At 62.5% G+C, this 20,431-nt stretch carries 9 protein-coding genes; all 9 read left to right on the top strand.

Going from position 1 to position 20,431, the window contains the following annotated elements; genetic code table 11:
- Nucleotides 1-545: 545 nt before the first annotated feature.
- Nucleotides 546-13,949 carry a carbohydrate-binding protein gene (locus RN346_RS10755; protein ID WP_311961125.1) on the top strand — a complete coding sequence of 4,468 codons (13,404 nt, stop codon included), beginning with the start codon at nt 546-548 and terminating at the stop codon, nt 13,947-13,949.
- A 168-nt stretch (nt 13,950-14,117) separates the two neighbouring features.
- A complete protein-coding gene (locus RN346_RS10750; protein WP_263586801.1) occupies nt 14,118-14,507 on the top strand; it encodes a thiol-disulfide oxidoreductase DCC family protein in 390 nt (129 codons plus the stop codon).
- A 65-nt stretch (nt 14,508-14,572) separates the two neighbouring features.
- Complete coding sequence (locus RN346_RS10745) at nt 14,573-15,115, top strand: hypothetical protein (RefSeq protein ID WP_311961124.1); 543 nt, start codon at nt 14,573-14,575, stop codon at nt 15,113-15,115.
- A gap of 59 nt (nt 15,116-15,174) precedes the next feature.
- Complete coding sequence (locus tag RN346_RS10740) at nt 15,175-15,648, top strand: YbhB/YbcL family Raf kinase inhibitor-like protein (RefSeq protein ID WP_311961123.1); 474 nt, start codon at nt 15,175-15,177, stop codon at nt 15,646-15,648.
- Nucleotides 15,649-15,714: 66 nt separating this feature from the next.
- Nucleotides 15,715-16,053 carry a zinc ribbon domain-containing protein YjdM gene (locus tag RN346_RS10735; RefSeq protein ID WP_311958214.1) on the top strand — a complete coding sequence of 113 codons (339 nt, stop codon included), beginning with the start codon at nt 15,715-15,717 and terminating at the stop codon, nt 16,051-16,053.
- Nucleotides 16,054-16,278: 225 nt separating this feature from the next.
- On the top strand, nt 16,279-16,743 hold the full coding sequence (locus RN346_RS10730; protein ID WP_263586805.1) for an SUF system Fe-S cluster assembly regulator: 465 nt from the start codon (nt 16,279-16,281) through the stop codon (nt 16,741-16,743).
- Nucleotides 16,744-16,812: 69 nt separating this feature from the next.
- Nucleotides 16,813-18,255 carry a Fe-S cluster assembly protein SufB gene (gene sufB, locus RN346_RS10725; protein WP_263586806.1) on the top strand — a complete coding sequence of 481 codons (1,443 nt, stop codon included), beginning with the start codon at nt 16,813-16,815 and terminating at the stop codon, nt 18,253-18,255.
- Between the two features lie 82 nt (nt 18,256-18,337).
- Nucleotides 18,338-19,087, top strand: a complete 750-nt coding sequence (gene sufC / locus RN346_RS10720) for a Fe-S cluster assembly ATPase SufC (RefSeq protein ID WP_263586807.1) — start codon at nt 18,338-18,340, stop codon at nt 19,085-19,087.
- Nucleotides 19,084-20,424, top strand: a complete 1,341-nt coding sequence (gene sufD / locus RN346_RS10715) for a Fe-S cluster assembly protein SufD (protein ID WP_311961122.1) — start codon at nt 19,084-19,086, stop codon at nt 20,422-20,424. Before sufC ends, sufD begins: the two co-directional genes overlap by 4 nt.
- Nucleotides 20,425-20,431 lie beyond the last annotated feature (7 nt).

The following is a 20,431-nucleotide window of genomic DNA, read 5'->3' as shown; positions in this document are numbered from 1 at the left end:
TCGCTTGAAACATCAAGGCGTTGGTAAGAGGGCTGCAAGATGAACGCAGGGTCATTTTGTTATTGTTATCAGTTTTGCCAGCGTATCAGGATCGCTGTTTTAACCTCGGGCTATTTTTTTCAATTTTCCATTATTTAATTAATAAGAGAGAAGAACAGTAAGTCTTAGGAGCTAATGTTTTCTGTGATCATTAAATTAATAATCAAAAGCTATTATTTTCGTTAATACCGTTTTCTTAAGTTCCCAATGTTTTTTGGATATCGCGGTTTAGTTAGCGTTTTAAGAGAGCTGAATTAACAAGTTTTTATTTTTCCGCTCACGTGAAGCCCGCATGTAGCGTGGGCTCCAGGCTTTCTGATACCCACTTCCGCTTGCTTTTGAAGTCTGATTAAACTCCATGCTAACCACGCGCTGGGCCCGGGAGGTCAGGTGAGGTTGGCAAGTGTCTCTGGCGAAGGACATCGTCGTTTCATACTTATAAAAATGCTCCGATGTCCGCTGCGCTTTAAAGGCTCTTGATAATTCCAATAAAAATGGGGTGGGCCATGTACTTAGTATCGCTTTTAGATAATCAATCCAAAGCGTTATCAAGCCTCTCGGGAACAGAAAAAAAGTGGGAGGGAACGATATTCGCGAACAGCAAACTTCATATCGATACCCAACACACTGCCTGGGACGATGCCATTCATACGCTGCGCCTGTATTGGCAGGACGCAAACAACCAAACCAAGGTGCTCGAAAGTCTCGAACACCCGTTCGTTTTCGAGTCACTACCTGCCCCACCTGCGGGCCCTTTAAGCCTGAGACTCGAGGCGCTGGACGAGCAGCGCAGGTTGCTCCCCGACTCGCTCTACACGCTCAACCTGACCGTTACAGACGATAGCAGCGCACAAGCGCCTGTCGCACCCCAAACGCACGATGCCTTCGCTGTACAAGCCTTGATGATCGACCCCGAGACCTCGATGGAGCCTGACGCCATGATCAACGCCGCCGCCGTATCCGGTTTTACTCCCATTCGTATCCAGGCCGAAAACCAGGAGGTGTCCAGCGGTGCCTACGCGACGCTGAGCGGCCCGGGGATCAACGTGGTTTCCGGACCGGAGGTGGCCAACGCGGTCAACGCCGACGGTCAGGCCTACGTCGATTACGGCGATGGGGTAGCTGGCGGCGAAACGCTGACGTTCATCTTCAGCGTCGAGCAGGATGGGGAGTACGACCTGGCGCTGGGCTACGCGCTGAGCCAGAATGCCGATGGTAGCGAGCGCAACCGCCCGCTGCGTCTGGACGTCAACGGCGAGCTCGTCGATCGCATGTTCGATCTACCGAGCACCACCTTGACCTCTGAGCCAACGGATTTCAGCGACTTTGGTGAGCGCACCGTGCGCGTGCAGCTCAAGGCCGGTGAAAACAGCGTTAGCTTCACCTCCAACGGCGCCAGCGGCCCCAATCTCGACTTTCTGGAGGTGCGCGCACCCAACCCGAATGTCTACGTCGTGCAGGCCGAGGACATGGTGGTGTCACCCAGCGCCGATGTAAAAAACAGCGCCACCAACCGCGCGACCACGGTCGACAACATCGCAAGCTTCACCACGGGTAACGAAACCTTCCGGGTCGGCGCCGAAGGGGCAGGCTATCTGGATTGGGCGCTTGGCAACGCCGACGCTTATGGTGAGTTCACGCTGGATGTCGCCACGGCCGGCACCTACAACGTCACGATCACCTACGCGACGAGTTCTTCACGCCCGCTCAATCTGGGCCTTGTCGAGGGTGGGGCGGTCAGCCCGTTGGGCACGTTCGCCTTCGCGCCGACCAACGCGCCGGCTTACTACCCGGACGACGTGTCCGATGTGCCGCAAGCCAACCGCCCGGCTAACCTCGCCGCCAGCCAGTGGGAAGGGTGGTCGACGGAAACGCTCGAGATTACGCTTGCCGCCGGCAGCAATACGCTGCGCCTTGGCGGTGCCGCCAACGGGCCCAACATCGACAAGGTTGAAGTCGCACTGATTGCGCCGACGGTCGTCGACCCCGAAACGCCGGCTAACCCGGTCATCGAGCCGGTCGTCATTCAGGCCGAGGACGCCACCCTTGGCGCCACCAACGGCGCGGCGACGCTGGTGCGCGATACCAATAACCCCGAAAGCGGCACGACGTTTTCAGGCCTGCGCCCGGACTACTCCGGCACTGGCTACGTCGATTACGGCAGCCAGCCGGGCGACAGCCTGACCTTTACCGTTAACGTTCTGGAGGCCGGCGAGTACGATCTGAATTTTCGCTACGCCAGCAACGGCAATCGGCCCATGGCGCTTTTTGTTAACGGAGAGGCGCTGGGTAATCAGCCCTTCGTCACCACCGACCCCAACGCCACCAACCTTGCGCCGGAAGGCTTCGACGTCTGGGGCTATCAAAGCCTGACCACCGAGCTCACCGCCGGTGAAAATATCATCGTGCTGAGCATCCCTGCGGGCGCCTCCAGCGGCCCGAACCTCGACCGGCTCGAGGTTACCACTGCCGGCAGCGGCCCGGTCGGCGACGTCAGCGCCGACGCCGACGCCACAACGCTTGATTTGAGCGCCGATACGCTCGTCATCGATACGGCCGAGGCCGCCACCGCCGGCTTCAGCGTGACCGGGCTCGACGACGATGTGACCTTCGTTGGCGTCAGTTTCGACGATGGTGTAAGCGTCGAAGAGGTCACCCCGGACGAAAGCGGCCGCTTTTTGCTTGATCTGTCACGCTTCGAGGAGGGCGCACTTTCCGCAACGCTTCTGGTGCGCGACGCCTTCGGCAACCGCGCCGAGCGTACTCTCGCGCTGACCCTCGAAACCGTGGAGGAGGAGCCGGCGCCTGCCGCGCTCGATGTGCTTTTCGGTGATGCCACCATCAGCGCCTACAACGACGCCCAGGACAATCCGGCAAGCGGCACGGGGGCGACGGTATCCGATGAAGGCGCAACGCTCACGCTGACGGATAACGTCTGGAAGCGGGCAGGGCTTGGCGAGAGCTACATTATCACCGACCAGTCCAGGCTGACCCTGGAAATCGCGATTTCCGAGTCGCCGGTGCCGGAGATCGTCGCGGTTGGCTTTGACAACGATGCCAACCCCTTCAACGGCGGCAACAGCGTCTACCAGCTGGGGGGCACCCAGTCCCAGGGCGGCTTCGTCGACCTGCGTGGCCAGGGCGTGGATACCGGTAACGGCACGCTGCGTTTCACCATCGACCTGGGCAACCACGCCGGCACCACGATCGACTCGCTGGTGTTCATCAACGACGACGATATCGGCGCCAAGGGCAGCACTCGCTTCAGCGATGTGCGCCTTTTTGACGCCGCCGAGGCCGACACCAACAGCGCCCCGCGCGTGGTCGGCGGCGGCATCGCCGATCTGAGCCTGGAAGAAGGTGCGTCGCTCGAGATGGATCTGCCCTTCGTCGACGACGACGGCGATGCGCTCAGCTACCGCTTCGATGTCGTCGACAGCAGCGGCCAGCCGGTCACCGTGGCCGGTTTGAGCATCGTCGAGCAGGCGCTGGTCGGAAGCCTCGATGGCCTGACGCCGGGCACCTATACCGTGTCGATCATCGCCGACGATGGCGCCGCCACGACGTCGACGGATTTCGCACTCACCATCGAAAACGTCAACCAGGCGCCGGTCGCCACACCCGCGGCGCTCGAGCCCTACTTCGGCGAAGTGGGGGAGAGTTTCACCGCGATAGCGCTTGATGATCTGGCCGCGCTCTTTAGCGACCCGGATGGCGACAGCCTGACGCTGAGTGCCGAGAACCTGCCCGACGGACTCGAGGTGGTCAACGGCGTCATCCAGGGCACTCCGACCATAAGCGGCGCCTTCGACATCGTCATCCGCGCTACCGACCCGGCGGGGCTCTCTGCCACTCAAACGCTGAGCTTTTTGATCGAAGGGGTCGAGGTCGGCGGGGCGGTCACCATCGAGGCGGAGAATTTCACCGATCTCGATGGGTCCAACCTGATCGTCACCGGTAACGCCAGCGCCTCCAACGAGCAGCTGATTCGCCTGACCAGCAACGCCCCGGCCACTATCGGTACCGATCTTGCCGCCGGCGGGATAGAACCTGGCTGGTACGTGGCGAAACTTTACGTGTTCGATGAAAACGACGGCGAAGGCTCGCTGACGCTCACCATTGGCGACACCGTACTGCAGGCGCGCAACGTTCAAAGCAACAGCCTGAGCGACAACGTGGTGCTAAGTGACGCCTTCGGCACGCTGGTGGGAGTGGGCGCCCGCGGCAACGCCGGCCAGAGCGGTAACCGCAAGGAGATCGTGTTCGAAACGCCGTTTGAAGTGACTGCCGGCGATATCGCAAGCCTTGCGCTTCGCGGCGCCGGCGGTGAGCTGATGCGGATCGACTCGCTGGTGTTCGAGCGTATCGACGCTCCGGTCAACGCTGCACCCACGCTGGAAGGCCTCGCTGCGAACGTTGCTATCGACGAAAACAGTACGCTGATAGCCAACCTGGCGTTGGCAGACGCCGACGGCGACGCGCTGTCGGTTCAGCTATCCGGCAGTGACGCGGCGCTTTTCCGCTTCGATGCGGCGACCGGGGCGCTATCGTTCATCAACGCGCCGGATGCGGAACTTCCCGCTGACACCAACGAGGACGGCGTTTACGAGCTGACCGTCACGGTATCCGATGGGCAAACGAGCGTCTCGCAGAGCACGCTGATCACGGTCAACGATATCGACGAAGGCGGCGGCGGTGAAACGCCGGTGGTCGAACCCTTCACGATCCAGGCCGAGACGGCGGTGGTCACTGATGTGGGCGGCACCGCCCAGGGCGCGGTCACCCGGGTGGTCGATGCCGCCAACCCGGACGACTTCGGCACCTACCGCGAAGGCGCGGTGGGCGGGGCGTACCTGGACTTCGGTACCGACGCCGGCGACCGGATCACCTTCAACATCGACGCGCCAGCAGCGGGCACCTACACGGCAACGATCCGCTACGCCAACGGCGGTACCGCCCCACGACCGCTGGATCTGGCCGTCAACGGCGCCGCCAGGCCGCAGCTGGCATTTGCCAATGCCCCCAACGACGGCGTCAACGACCCCTGGGATGCGTGGCTCGAGCAGACCGTCGAGGTCACGCTTGAGGTCGGCGCCAATACGCTGTCGTTGACCATTCCTGCCGCGGCAAACGGCGGTGTGGCCAACGGTCCCAATATCGACCAGATCACGTTTGCCCTGTCGGAAGAGGGCGAAACGCCGACGACGCCGCCTTTCGAATTCACCATCGAAGGCGAGGCGCTGGCCATCGATGACCCGAGCAACGTGGGGACGACCCTGGATACCCAGGTGCGCAACGCCGCCAACCCGGAAACCAATGCCGACGCCGGCGCCGATGGCCTGTGGGACGGCTTTACCGGCAGTGGCTACCTGGACATGGGGAGCAATATCGGCGACGCCGCCTCCTTTAGCGTCGTCGTCGACCAGACGGGGACCTATCAGCTCACGGTGCGCTACGCTAACGCCGGCACCAGCGGTGTGGACCGGCCGATGGACGTGCTGGTGGGCGGTGCCTCCCAGGGCAGTCTTGCCTTCGCCTCGACCGGCGTGGGTGCCACCGACTGGCAGAACTGGACCGAGACCACGCTCGACGTCGAACTCGTCGCGGGCAGCAACACCATACGCCTGGCCAACCTGACCAACGCCGGTCCCAATATCGACCGGCTGAGCATCACCCGGGAAGGCGTCGAGCCACCGGTCGTCGTCGAACCCGGCGAGCGCTTTGCCATCAAGATCAACTTCCAGCCGGAAGGGGTGGCGATTCCTGAAGGCTATATCGCCGATGTCGGAAAGGGCTTTGGCACTCAGTCGGTCACCATCGATGGCCAGACCTACCAGTACGGCTGGGTCACCGAGGCGTCGATTTACGATGGCGAGCCTGGCACCACGCCGCTGGATATTTCGAGTTTGACCAGCGTGGCGGTCAACGACCGCACCGACGACATCGCCGGGCTCGACCCACGCCTGGGGACCTACGCCCACTTCGACCAGCCCGGAAGCGCCTACGTGCGCGCCGGTTGGGAGATCGAGCTCGAAGATGGCTACTACGAGGTGACCGTGTCGATCGGCGACACATCCGGGCCTTACGATAGCCGTAACGTGCTCAACGTCGAGGGGGAGCTGTTCAATACGCCGTTCACGCCGTTCCGCCCTGCGGACTTCCCGGCGGACACCAACCCGGCCGACGACACCCAGGGCGTACGCTCGGATCTGGTCACCCGCATCGTTCAGGTGTCTGATGGCCGCCTGACGCTGGACTCGCTGGGTCTCGATAACGAAAACACCGAGATCCAGTACATCGAGATCCAGGCGCTGCCGGATCTGACGCCGAACGACGACCGCCCGGCCTTCGAGGACTACGCCTTTTTCACCGACGCCCGTGCCATCGCCGGCGTGGGGGAGAACGAAGTCGAGGTCAATCTCGAGCCCGACGATAGCGCCGTGGCGACCGGCGTCGACCCATCGTCCGACATCTTCGTCGGTATCTCGGTGGTCGACGGCCGGGGCGGCGCGCTGCTCGAAAGTCTCACCGACGGCTCGGTGAAACTGTTCGAAACCGTCAGCGGCCAAGAGGTCGCCTTCAACGTCAACACCACCGGCGGCTTCGACTCGCTGACCATCTCGCCGAGTCAGATGCTCAAGCCGTTCACCAGCTACACCCTGGTGATCGACGGCTTCCAGGACCGCGGCGCCAACGACGATCTCACAGCGCCCACCCGCGAGTTCCAGAAGTACACCAACACTTTCGTCACCGGCGCCGAGCCGGAAGTGGTGGCGCGTGACGTGGCCTTCAACGATGTGATCGAGCTTGACGGCGCTGCCGATGGCGCCTTCGGCTTTACCTCGCTCGAGATCACCGCCGACGGCTCGACCATGTACATCGCAACCATTGGCGGTCAGATTCTGCGTTATGATATCGACCCTGCGACCGGCTCGCTCGGCAACCGTCAGGAGCTTTCGCTTCCCGGCGACTACTTCTTCGAGGCGGGCGCGGAGAGCGGCAATGACCGGCGCGGCATCATCGGTCTGGTGGTCGACCCCACTGATCCAAACGTGCTCTGGATCACCGACAACTATCCGATTCCGCTCAACGGCCGCGACAACGGCGTGCCGGAGTTCAGCGGGCGGATCACCAGGATCACTCTCGACGACAACGGCGGCTTCTCCGGCACCGCCGAGCCCTACATCACCGGGCTTCCGCGCTCCAACGGTGACCACGTCACCAACAGCCTCGAGTTCCGCGCCAATCCGGAATACGACGCTACCGCCAACCCGGACGTGCCGACGCACCTTTTGTATCTCATCCAGGGCTCCAACTCGGCGATGGGCGAGCCGGACAGCGCCTGGGGTAACCGCCCCGAGCGGTTGCTCAACGCCGCGGTCATGGAGATCGACCCGACCCGCGATGCGCCGCCCGGAGGCTTCGATGTCTCCACCGAACCAGTGCCGAACAACGGCCAGAACACCCGCTACAACGACCCGGATGGCCATCCCAAGGATGACCCGATTCCGATGGGCAACGGCGAGTTTTTGGTCTTTGACGAGCGCGGCGTGGCCACGGTGCAAAACGCCGATGGCAACGTGCTGCAAAGCTACTACGACCCCTTCGCCGAGGACGCGGTGCTGACGATCTTCGCTACCGGCGCGCGTAACGCTTACGATCTGGTCTGGCACTCCAACGGCTTCTTGTACGTGCCGACCAACGGCTCGGCGGCGGGCGGCAACGTCCCCGATGACCCGTCGACCCCGGTCAACGAGCGCTACACCAACGTCGAGAAGCAGGACGACTACCTGTTCAAGGTGGTCGAGGGCGGTTACTACGGTCACCCCAATCCGCTGCGCGACGAGTACATCATGAACGGCGGCAACCCGACCGGCGGCGTCGACCCCCATCAGGTGGACCGCTACCCGGTCGGCACCAATCCGGAAGGCACCTACGACATCGGGGGGGTCTATTCGCTCGGTGAGAACCGCTCGCCCAACGGCGCGGTGGAGTACAAGAGTGGCGTGTTCGGCGGCAATCTGCAGGGCAACGTGCTGTTCACCGAGTACTCCGGCGGCGACGACGTGCGCAGCATAACCCTCGATGCCAACGGCAATGTGATCGGTGACGACGTGCTGCGCGACCCCCAGGGCAACGTCATTAGCTATGTCGACCCGCTCGACATCATCGAGAACCCGATCACCGGCCAGCTCTATATCCTGACGCTGAACCGCGCCAACGGGCAGAGCCAGATCATCCGCCTCGACCCGGCCCCCGGCGGCGTCATCGATCCGGTCGATCCCGTCGATCCGGTGCCCGGCGAGCTCGAATCACTGCTGGTGATCCAGGCCGAGGATAGAACGCCGGAGGACGCTACCGCGGTGACTATCGCCACCGGCGCCGGCGCCCAGATTCAGATCCGGGACGCCATCAATCCCGAAACCACCGAAGGCTTGCCCAACGGCCTGCGCCCCGGCTCCTTTGGTATCGACGGCAACACCAACGATAACGACGGAGTGCTCGGCGGCTACGCGGACTTCGGCTCCACCAACGTGGACTTTTTGACCTTTACCTTCGATCTCGATACTGCGGACGCCGGCGAGTCAGTGCTGCGGCTTCGCTACGCCAACGGCGGCACCACCGACCGGCCGCTGGAGGTGTTCGTCAATAACGTGAGCGTTGGCGTGTTCGACTTCAGCCCACCGGCGACGCTGACCGGCGACGCAGCTTGGGCGGAATGGCTCACCGAGGACGTGGCGGCCACGCTCGTCAGCGGTCAGAACACCGTGCGGCTGCAAGCCGTGGCCAATACCGGGCCCAATATCGACCAGCTCGAGATTCTGCGCGTGGTCGGCGGCGATAACCCCGCAGGCTTTACCGACTACGAAGCCGAGAACGCCGTGCTCGACGGCGCGGTAGCCGTGCCCGAAAGCGCCGATGACCGCAACGCCTCCGGCACGGGCTACGTCGATTTCGACGGCACCAGTGATCAGAGCATTACCTGGACGGTGAACGTCGACACCACCGGCAACTACGACGTGGGCTTTCGTTACGCGCTGGCGGCCACCAAGGCCGATCGGCCGCTGTCGCTCACCGTCAATGGCGTCGATCTGGGGCTGGTCAATTTCGCTGGTCAAAGTAACGCCGCAGAAAACGACTGGTTTTTCCAGAACGTGCTGATCAATCTGCAGGCGGGCAGCAACACCGTAAGCGTCACCGCCCCGGGCGCCAACGGCCCCAACATCGACTTTTTGCGGGTGTTCGATGCGCCGGCGGATACCTTCATACCGGTGTACGCCGATGTGTCGAGCGGCGCGCGCATCGAACTCGAAAGCGGTGATAGCGCCCGTACCATCAACGACCTGACCGCGGATTTCTACTTCAACGTGGATGCCGACGGTCTCTACCGGCTCGACCTGGCGGCCAACGCCGGCGCCGACAACGGCCAGGGGCTGACGCTGACGCTCAACGGTCGACCGGTGGAGGTACTGAGCTACCCGGGCGTGGGCGATGCCGGCGAGCAGGGCACCTACGTGGCGCTGAAAGCGGGCGTCGACTACAACCTGCGCGTGGTCTCCAGCGCCAACGGGGCGAGTGATCTGGACTATCTCGACGTGGCCCCGGTAGCGGTCAACGAAAGCGCCGATCTGGTCATTGAAAGCGGCGACGCGGCCTACTTCTCCGATCGGCTGCACTTCAACTATCTGGAGAACAACAGCGCCTCGAACCCGAACCGCGACTTCAAGGAGAGCGCAACGGTCACGCTCTCCAACACCGGCAGCGAGGATCTGGTGATTCTCGATGCCGATATCGATGGCCCCTTCGTGCTCGCCGACCCGGACGTTTTCGAAGGACTGACGCTGGCTGCCGGCCAGTCGCTCGACATTGCCGTGCTGTTCGATCGGGCAAGCTACACGCCGCCCACCAACGATGCCGGCGACGGCGTGTTCGAAGGGCGCATCCGCCTGATCACCAACGACGCCGAGACGCCGGTCGCCGAAATCCACATGGCCGGCTTTTGGCAGGCCCGCGATGAAGGCGGCTGGGAACCCAACGTCAACGAGGTGTGGGAGGTGTTCGGCTTCGGTAACCGGATCGAGGGCCTGACCACCGTCGGCGGCGGCGAGAACTCGGTGCTCAACGACTTCGACCTTTACCGCCCGGTCAACGACGACGAGGTGTTATCGCGCTACTGGTCGCTGGCCGATGGCGTAAGCCAGGCGAAGATCACCCAGTTGGCCGCCTACCACGGCGATGGTGGGGCGACGATCGGTATCCATAATCCTGGCAACAAGAACCAGGATATCATCTTCAGCAACCACGCCGGCGATAACAACCAGAGCCTCTTGCCGATCAAGAGCAACGGCGACTTTTCTACGGCCACGTTCACCCGCGCCGATATCCCTGGCGGCTGGACCGGGCAGGGTCTCTTCGGCATCGAGGTGGCGAATCTCTCCACCGACCCGGCGCTCAATCCACAAGGCGGCGGCACGCCGCCGGCGGATGCAGCGGGCATCGAGCGCGGCTACACCGTGCGCATGTTCCGCGCGCTCGACGGTGAAGGCAACGTGATTCCCAATACCTACCTGGGCGTCATGGACTACACCGGCATCAACTACGACTACAACGACAACATGTTCGTGATCGAAGGGGTCTCGCCGGTGACCGGCGGTCAGCTCACGGTGATCAACAACGACGGCGTGCCCTCCAATGACCGGCTGGTGATGTCGCGCATCGAAAACCCGGCCAACGCCGCCCAGGTGGTCCACGACGAAGTCACGATGACGCTGCGCAACGATGGCATCGAGGTGCTCGATATCGATGCCATCGCGGTCAGCGATACGACTCTGTTCGAGCTTACCCAGCCGTTTACGGCAGTGAGTTTGCAGCCGGGCGAGTCGGTCGACGTAACGTTGCGCTTCATCGCCGACGACCCGGACGATGCAAGCCTTTACGAGGCGAGCCTGGTGATAAGCTCGAGCGACGCCGACTCGGCGCAGAAGACGATCGCCCTGGCGGGCCTGGCCCAGAACCGCTCCGAAAGCGGGCAGGAGCCGCTGGTTCAGGAGATCGTCAACGCCTTTGGCTACTCGACCAACGTGGCGGAGGGCATCATGAACCGCGGTGGGCTGGTGGAAGCCAACGGCGACGAGATTCTCTCGCCCTACTTCCAGCGCGCCGAGGCGGGTGCGCCGGTCAAGATCACCCAGCTTGCGGCCTACCACACCCAGGGGGACGTGGCGCGACTGTTCATCCACGATGTGGATAGCCGCGACCGCGACGAAATTCTGGCCCACGACGGCGCCGACGGACAGACGCTTCTGCCGCGCACCCTGGGTGGAAACGGTTTGACTGCCACGACGCTCGATCGCGACGCGCCGTTTGGCTTCTTCGCCGAGATCTCCGGCCGGCAGGGCTACATCTCCTGGTCGGACCCGGACGCCAACCTCTACGAGGACACCATCGACGCCATTGGTAATCCCGGTACCAACCTCAACTGGGACCAGAACGACGGCCACCTGATTCGGGTGTATATCGCCAGGGACGCCGCGGGTAACGTGATCCCGAACACCTACATCGTCATCCAGGATTACGCGGGGGTGAACTACGACTACAACGACAATATCTTCCTGGTCGAAAACGTCGCCACCTACGACCCCACCGGGGCGGAAGACGCCGACGGCAACGGCCGGGTGGATCTCTATGATGACGACGATAACGACGGCGTGCCTAACTTCCTCGAGGCGCCGGCGCCGGTCGAACAAAGTGCCTATAACGCCACGGAAATGCCCTGGGCGGTGGGCAGCGACGGCCTGACGCTGGCGGCGAAGTTCTATGATAACGGCGGCCAGGGGGTGGCCTACAACGACACCACCGCCGCGCACCAGGGCGCTGCGTTTCGTGCCAATGAAGCGGTGGACATCTCCAACGGCAGCGAGGCGATCGGCTATGTCGCCAACGGCGAGTGGGTCGAGTACACCCTTAACGTCGAAACCGCCGGCACCTATACGCTGAATTTCTCGACCTCGGCGACCAGCACCGGCAAGAGCATCACCGCCGCTTTCGAGCAAAACGGCGGCTTCTATACCCCGGCCCAGACCCAGAGCCTGCCCAATACCGGCAGCTTCGGTAACTTCCAGACCGTGGGGCCGCTGACCTTCGAGCTCGAAGAGGGCGAGCAGGTACTCAGGCTCACCTTCAACGGCGGTCAGCTCGATTTAGCCTCCTTCACGCTGGACTTCGAGGCCCCGGCAATCGAGGATCAAAGCGCCTTCAATGCGACTCAAACGCCGTGGGCGGTGGGGGATGAGGGGCTCAGCCTTGAAGCGCGGCTTTATGACAACGGCGGCCAGGGCGTGGCTTACAACGATACCACCGTCGAGCATTTCGGCAGTACCTTCCGCAGTGACGAAGGGGTGGACATCTCCACGCCTTCCCAGGCGATCGGCTTCATCGAAAACGGCGAGTGGGTCGAGTACACCATCAACGTCAGCGAAAGCGGCGTGTATGAGCTGGACTTCCTCACCTCGCTGGGCGCCACCGGCGGCGCGGCGCGCTCGATTACCGCAAGCTTCGCCAAGGGGGATGCCCCCTACGTGACGACCTCCTCGGTGGGCGTGGCGTCGACCGGCAGCTGGACCAGCTTCACCCGCACCGACACCACCCAGGTGGCGCTCGAGGCCGGCGAGCAGGTAATGCGGCTAACCTTCAACGGCGGCTCGATGGATCTGGCCTCCTTCGATCTGACGCGCGTCGAGTCACCGGTGGAGCCGCCGGTCGAACCTCCGGTGGATGACGGCCAGCGCGCCTTTACAGAGGACGGCGATCCCTGGCAGGTCGGCAGCCGGTTCACGCTGGACGCGGTGAATTACGATGAAGGGGGACAGGACGTGGCCTACAACGACGCCGAGGCCGACCAGATCGGCAGCGATTTCCGCCCCGGGGATGGCGTGGATATCGTGGGTGACGGTGAAGCGATCGGCTGGGTGGACGAAGGCGAGTGGGTCGAATACACCCTCGATATTCAGCAGGCCGGCGTCTATGACCTGTCGTTTTTGTCGGCGCTGGGTGATGGCAGCGGCCCGCAGCGCAGCATTACCGCGACCTTCACCCAGGGCGAGGGTGTGCCTTACGTCACAAGCGAGGCGGTCGTGGTGTCACCCACCGGCGGTTGGGGCAACTTCCAGCGCACCGAGCTTTCCCAGGTGGCACTCGAGGCCGGCGAGCAGGTACTTAGGCTGACCTTCAACGGCGGCTCCCAGGATTTGGCGTCGTTCACTCTGGCGCGCGACGGCCAGCAGGCTTTTAACGCCGGCGGCGTGCCCTGGACTGTAGATGCCGATGAGGGCCTCACGCTCAATGCGGTGGACTACGATGAGGGCGGGCAGGGCATCTCCTACAACGACGCCGACGATTTCCAGATTGGAACCGACTATCGTCCTGGCGATGGCGTGGATATTGTCGGCGACGGCGAAGCGGTGGGCTGGGTGGATGAAGGCGAGTGGCTGGAGTACACCATCAACGTCGAGCAGGCTGGTACCCATACGCTATCGTTTGTGACCGCCAGCCCTAACGGTGGGCGTACGATTACCGCGGCGGTGGAGCAAAACGGCGGCTTCTACGAGCAGGCAACGGCCGCGGTGCCCAACTCCGGCAACTGGGGCGTGTACGTCGAAGGGCCGACGCTCACGCTCGATCTGGCCGAAGGGGTTCAGGTGCTGCGTGTGACCTTCAACGGTGGCTCGATGGATCTGGCCTCGTTCCAGATCACCCGCGACGCCGGGCAGGACGCGCAGGCCTTCAGTACCACCAGAACGATGGCGTTCGACCCCGAGGCCGAGGCGATGGGCTTCCCGATGGATGACGTGGTGGCGTTCAGCAGCGACGTCAGCCTCGGCGGTTTGCAGGAACAGGGGGAGTGGAGTTGACCGCTCGATAGTCCTCACCAACGCGCCGGGTAATGCGCCCGGCGGCTCGACCCTCGAGCCCGCGCTTTTCCCAAAGCGCGGGCTTTTTTATCGATGTTCATCGCCCACTGCGGCTTGCGTTGTCTCCGGGCAGTGCCACACTGAAGTCTCGAAAGGGAGCGACTGCCCATGAATCACCCTGACATTTCCAAACGCGATAATTTGCGGGTCTTTTACGACGGCCAGTGCCCGAGCTGTCGCAAGGACCGGCGAATTTTCGAACGCTTGGCCGGGCGGCGAGGCGACGATATCGCGTGGTGCGACGTCACCGAGTACGAGCAGACGCTCAACGCGCGCGGCATTGCACGCGACACCGCGCTGCGCTCGCTGCACATCGAGCTTGAAAACGGCCGTATCATCGAAGGGATCGACGCCTACCGGCTGTTGATGAAGCGTATTCCCTGGCTCGTGCCGGGGGCGTATATTATCGGCCTGCCCGGCATCAAGCAGGGGCTTCGCCGCTACTACGACCACTGGGTCGAAAAGCGCCTCAAGCGCCAGGGGCGCTGGTCATCATGATCGGCGGCCTTCACCCAATCGCTACGCCTTGACATGAGAGAAGGGCCTGAGAAAACGTGATGAACATGGGAAAACGCGCACGTGCCGTACTGGCGCTCGCCGCCGCCGCTTTATTGGCCGGCTGCGCAGGCCGCACGCCACCGCCGGCCACGCCGGCAACAGCGCCAGAAACGCCGCAAAGCACCAGCACGGGCTACACGACGATGCCTCGCTACGGCATGACCGATATCTACTGGGAGCCGCCGCTGGCCACCAGCCCCGAAGAGCGGGCGGCCTACTTCGTTAGCCGACTGTCGGATCCGCGCTTTGTCGCGCCGGGCAGCCACGGGCCCCGCTATGTCGCCGCCGAGAAGCTCGGCGAGATCGGTCTGCCGGCGGTGCCGCTGTTGCTGGCCCGCCTCGATACTCGGGACGATTTTGAGCTGATGCTCGCGCTTTACGCGCTGGAGCTCGCCACCCAGGACCCGCTCTTGATGGCCAGAACCCGCGGCGACACGATTACCCTTGATGGGGCGCTCGACCCAAACACCAACGCCGACAACGTGGCCACGGCTCGCCAGTGGCAGCAGCAGCACGCCGATGCGCTGGCGCTGCCCGCCACGTACTAACGCACTAAAACCGCGGGACGGCGCCCGCTTACATGGACGACACTTGAAGGAGCTTTCACATGGCCTTTGCGCTATCCACGATGCAAGTCACCAGCCGCGCTTTTTCTGATCACCAGCCGATACCCGCCCAGTACACCGGCGAGGGCGACGATGTCTCGCCGGCGCTTGCCTGGCAGGGCGCCCCGGAAGGCACGAAAGGCTTTGCAGTGATTTGCCATGACCCGGACGCGCCGCTGGTCAAAAACGGCGGCTACGGTTTCGTTCACTGGCTTTTATACAACCTGCCAGGCGATTTGTCCGAGCTTCCAGAGAGCGCTACCACCGGCACCGCCGGCAATAACGATTTCGACAAACCCGGCTACGCCGGCCCCATGCCGCCGGAAAATCATGGTAAACACCTCTATTACTTTTGGGTGCTGGCGCTGGATCAACAGACCTCGCTACCCGAGGGGCTGACGCTGTCGGAACTGCTCACCGAAATCGAGCCGCATCTTCTCGGTATGAACCGCCTGGTCGGTACCTACCAGCGCTAAGTGCTGGTGTGACGGGCGCAATGTGTGTAGGCTCCCTCGCTTTGTTTTCCCGCGATGGAGCCTTCGATGAGCGAGCTGCCCAACTGTCCCGCCTGCCATTCCGCCTATACCTACGATGATGGCCTGCAGTACGTCTGCCCGGAGTGCGGTAACGAGTGGTCCAAAACCGGTGAGGCAGAGGTACAGACTGAAAGCGTGGTACGCGACGCCAACGGCAACCCGCTCGTCGATGGCGATACCGTCACGGTCATCAAGGATCTGAAGGTCAAGGGGAGCTCCTCGGTGGTCAAGGTCGGCACCCGGGTCAAGAACATCCGCCTGGTCGACGGCGATCATGACATCGACTGCAAGGTCGACGGGATCGGCCCGATGAAGCTCAAGTCGCAGTTCGTCAAAAAAGCCTGATGTAATCGATACGGGGCCCGCCATTTGGCGGGCCTTTTTGCGTCGGTTCGATAGTACTTATAATAGTACTTACAAATGAGAATGATTGGCTTTTATGATTGGATTGGCGGCGAACGTGCACGAAAACGCCGCTTTTCGTTGAATAGGGGAGTCCGGGGCTTCACATCATTTTCATACAGGACTAAAATGGTCCTCAATCGAAAGCGACCCCCATCGGGAGCCTCAATGCTAAAGCTTTCTCGGCTGACAGATTACGCAGCGGTGGTGATGGCCCAAATTGCCCGCCACCCGGAAACGCCGCACGCGGCGGCGGACCTGGCCGGCACCGTCAACCTGCCTCACCCCACGGTGAGCAAAACGCTCAAGATGCTGGCGAAGGCGGGGCTTTTGACGTCCCAGCGCGGCGCTCAGGGCGGCTACCGGCTTGCGCGCCCCGCCTCCCAAATTACCGCGGCGGACATCATTGCCGCCATCGAAGGGCCGGTGGCGATGACCGAGTGTAGCCATGCCGAAGGCGAGTGCGAGCTTGCGGGCAGCTGTGGCGTCTCCGACAACTGGCAGCGGGTGTCGATTGCGCTGCGCACGCTCCTCGAGAGCGTCACGCTTTCGCATCTGGCGGATACCTCACCGATCAAACTGCCTATTGCGCTACCTATTCAAACGATCAGCCTGTCGGCGGTGTCTGCTTAAGACACGCAAAGGCGTTAACTTTATGGACGGCGAGCAGGCTCGCCACCCAACGGCCTGGAGGGTACGACCATGGCAAGCGAAGAGATGGAACAGCTGGTTCGTCGCGAATACAAAGATGGCTTTGTGACCGACATCGAGAGCGACACGCTGCCACCTGGTTTGGACGAAAACACCATCGCCTTTATTTCCAACAAGAAAGGCGAGCCAGAGTGGATGCTCGAGTGGCGCCTGGACGCCTACCGTCAGTGGCTCAAAATGAAAGAGCCTTCCTGGGCGCACCTGGATTACCCGCCGATCGACTACCAGGCGATCTCGTATTTCAGCGCGCCCAAGCGCCCGGAAGACCGCCCGCAGAGTCTCGACGAAGTCGACCCCAAGCTTTTGGAAACCTACGAAAAGCTTGGCATTCCGCTGCACGAGCGAGCGGCCCTTGCCGGTGTGGCCGTGGACGCGGTGTTCGACTCGGTGTCGGTGGCGACCACGTTCAAAAAGCAGCTGGCCGAGGCGGGCGTGATCTTCTGCTCGATTTCGGAGGCGATCCGCGACTATCCGGAGCTGGTCAAACAGTACCTGGGCACCGTCGTACCCAAGGCGGATAACTACTTCGCCGCGCTCAACTCGGCGGTGTTCACCGACGGGTCGTTTGTGTTCGTGCCGGAAGGCGTGACCTGCCCGATGGAGCTCTCGACCTACTTCCGTATCAACGCCGCCAATACCGGCCAGTTCGAGCGCACCCTGATCGTCTGCGAAAGCCGGGCCACGGTGTCGTATCTCGAGGGCTGCACCGCGCCGATGCGCGACGAGAATCAGCTCCACGCCGCGGTGGTCGAACTCGTGGCGCTCGATGATGCTTACATCAAGTACTCCACCGTGCAGAACTGGTACCCGGGCGACGAGAACGGTGTCGGCGGTATCTACAACTTCGTCACCAAGCGCGGCGAGTGCCGCGGTGATCGTGCGCGCATTAGCTGGACCCAGGTCGAAACCGGCTCGGCGATCACCTGGAAATACCCCTCGTGCGTGCTGCGCGGCAAGGACAGCATCGGCGAGTTTTACTCCGTGGCAGTCACCAACGGTCGCCAGCAGGCAGATACCGGCACCAAGATGATTCACGTGGGCGAGGGTACGCGCTCCTATATCGTCGCCAAGGGCATCTCCGCCGGGCGTAGCGATCAGTCCTACCGTGGACTCGTCAAGATCGGCCCCAGAGCCAAGGGCGCGCGTAACTTCACCCAGTGCGACTCACTGTTGATTGGCGATACCTGCGGGGCGCACACCTTCCCGTATCAGGAGATCGGCAACTCCACCGCGAAAATCGAACACGAAGCGACGACCTCGAAGATCGGCGAAGACCAGCTCTTCTACTGCCAGAGCCGGGGTATCAGTGAAGAGGACGCGGTGAGCATGATCGTCAACGGCTTCTGCAAGGACGTCTTCCAGGAGCTGCCGATGGAGTTCGCCGTCGAAGCCGAGGCGCTTTTGAACGTGACGCTGGAAGGCGCGGTCGGCTAAGCGCCGACGCCAGCATTTTTCGCCACTACCTGTTGTTTAAGCGTCGCACCTGCGACTCGCTGGATTTTGAAGGGTTATTACCATGTTGGAAGTTACCGATTTACACGTCACCGTCGAAGGCAACGAAATCCTCAAGGGCCTGACGCTGACCATCAACGCCGGCGAAGTTCACGCCATTATGGGCCCCAATGGCGCCGGCAAGTCGACTCTATCGGCGGTCATCGCCGGTAAGGATGGCTATGAAGTGACCCAGGGCAGCATCACGTTTGAAGGCAAGGACGTGCTGGAGATGGAAATCGAAGAGCGCGCCCAGGCGGGCCTGCTGCTCGGTTTCCAGTACCCGGTCGAGATTCCGGGGGTCAAGAACATCTATCTGCTGAAGTCGGCGCTCAATGCCCAGCGCGCTGCTCGCGGTGAAGGCGAAATGCCCGCGCCCGAGTTCATGAAGCTGGTTAAAGAGAAGCTTGGTTTCATGAAGATGGACGCAAGCTTTCTGCAGCGTGCGGTCAACGAAGGCTTCTCCGGCGGCGAGAAAAAGCGTAACGAGATCCTCCAGATGCTGGTACTTCAGCCGAAACTGGCGATGCTCGACGAGATCGACTCAGGACTCGACATCGACGCCATGAAAGTCGTGGCCGACGGCGTCAACAGCCTGCGCGCCGAGGATCGCGCCATTTTGCTGGTCACGCACTACCAGCGTCTTCTCGACTACATCGTGCCGGACAAGGTGCACGTGCTGGTCAATGGCCGCATCGTCAAGACCGGCGACGCCGAGCTTGCCAAATCCCTCGAGGCGAACGGATACGAAGGTATCGAGGAGTCCGTGGCATGAGCGATACCCAGACGTTTTTGGATACGCTAAAAACGCGCAGCGTCAACTACAGCGGCGAGCCGAGCTGGATCGCCGCCCGCCGCCAGGCGGGCGCGGCCCGCTTCGAGGCGATGGGCTTTCCCACCCGCCGCGACGAGGAGTGGAAGTACACCGACGTGCGCGCCATTGCTCAGGGCCACTTCAAACTTGCCGACGATGGCGAGTTCTCCCAGGCCCAGGCGGCAACGCTGACACTGCCGGTCGAAGCGTATCGCCTTTCCTTCGTCGACGGCGTTTTCGCACCGAAGCTTTCCGATATCGATGCGCTGCCCCAGGGCGTTCAGGTGCTGCCGCTCTCGCAAGCCCTGGAAGAGAACCACGAAGCGGTCGGCGGACCGCTTGGTCGGCTGACCAGCGTCGACTTCTCGGCGTTCGCCGCGCTCAACACGGCATTCATGGAAGAGGGCGCGGTGGTACGCATCGCACCCAACACCGTGGTCGACAAGCCGATCATTTTGCAGTTTCTCTCCCGCGAAGGTGAGGCGGTCATGTGCCACCCGCGCATTCTCGTCGAGGCGGGCGGTCGCAGTGAAGCGACGGTGATCGAGCACTACGCCGGCGAAGCGAATGCCGCCAACTTCACCAACGTGGTGGCGGAGCTGATGCTCGATCGCGGCGCGATCCTGACCCACTACAAGCTTCAGGAAGCGCCGATCGGCGATTTCCACGTGGCGAGCATTCACGTGGAGCAAAGCCGCGACAGCGTCTACACCTCGTATAACCTGAACCTTGGCGGGGCGCTTGCGCGTAACGACATCATCGCTGATCTCAACGGCGAAAACGCCTATACCAACCTGTACGGGCTGTTCTTTGGCCAGGGTCGCCAGCACGTGGACAACCACACCAAGGTGAACCACAACGCGCCGCTGACGTTCTCCAACGAGAACTACAAGGGCATTCTCGGTGACCGCGCTCACGGCGTGTTCAACGGCCGCGTTTACGTCAAGCGCGACAGCCAGAAGATCGAAGGCTTTCAGAGCAACCAGAACCTGCTGCTCTCGGACCGTGCCCACATCGACGCCAAACCGGAGCTCGAGATCTACGCCGACGACGTCAAGTGCTCTCACGGCACCACGACCGGCCAGCTCGACGAAGAGGCGGTCTATGCGCTGCGCACCCGCGGTATCGACGAGGCCACCGCACGCGGTTTGCTGACGCTGGCTTTCGCCGGTGAGGTGCTCGAGCAGGTTACGCTCGATGAGATCAGCGAGCGCGTCGAGCTCGCCGTGGCGGGCAAACTGCCCGAGCGCTTCAACCTGGCGGGGCTGGTCGAGATCGCCGCCGCCCTCAACGAGTAAGCGCTTA

The sequence above is a fragment of the Halomonas sp. PAMB 3232 genome (assembly GCF_031954225.1).
Classification (GTDB): Bacteria; Pseudomonadota; Gammaproteobacteria; order Pseudomonadales; family Halomonadaceae; genus Vreelandella.
The sequence above is the reverse complement of the archived record's forward strand: the minus strand, read 5'-3'. Positions and strand labels throughout refer to the sequence as shown.

Bases quoted from the DNA above. Each gene is read 5' to 3' on its own strand.
- RN346_RS10755 (WP_311961125.1), top strand. From the start codon at position 546: ATGTACTTAGTATCGCTTTTAGATAATCAATCCAAAGCGTTATCAAGC.
- RN346_RS10750 (WP_263586801.1), top strand. From the start codon at position 14,118: ATGAATCACCCTGACATTTCCAAACGCGATAATTTGCGGGTCTTTTAC.
- RN346_RS10745 (WP_311961124.1), top strand. From the start codon at position 14,573: ATGGGAAAACGCGCACGTGCCGTACTGGCGCTCGCCGCCGCCGCTTTA.
- RN346_RS10740 (WP_311961123.1), top strand. From the start codon at position 15,175: ATGGCCTTTGCGCTATCCACGATGCAAGTCACCAGCCGCGCTTTTTCT.
- RN346_RS10735 (WP_311958214.1), top strand. From the start codon at position 15,715: ATGAGCGAGCTGCCCAACTGTCCCGCCTGCCATTCCGCCTATACCTAC.
- RN346_RS10730 (WP_263586805.1), top strand. From the start codon at position 16,279: ATGCTAAAGCTTTCTCGGCTGACAGATTACGCAGCGGTGGTGATGGCC.
- sufB (WP_263586806.1), top strand. From the start codon at position 16,813: ATGGCAAGCGAAGAGATGGAACAGCTGGTTCGTCGCGAATACAAAGAT.
- sufC (WP_263586807.1), top strand. From the start codon at position 18,338: ATGTTGGAAGTTACCGATTTACACGTCACCGTCGAAGGCAACGAAATC.
- sufD (WP_311961122.1), top strand. From the start codon at position 19,084: ATGAGCGATACCCAGACGTTTTTGGATACGCTAAAAACGCGCAGCGTC.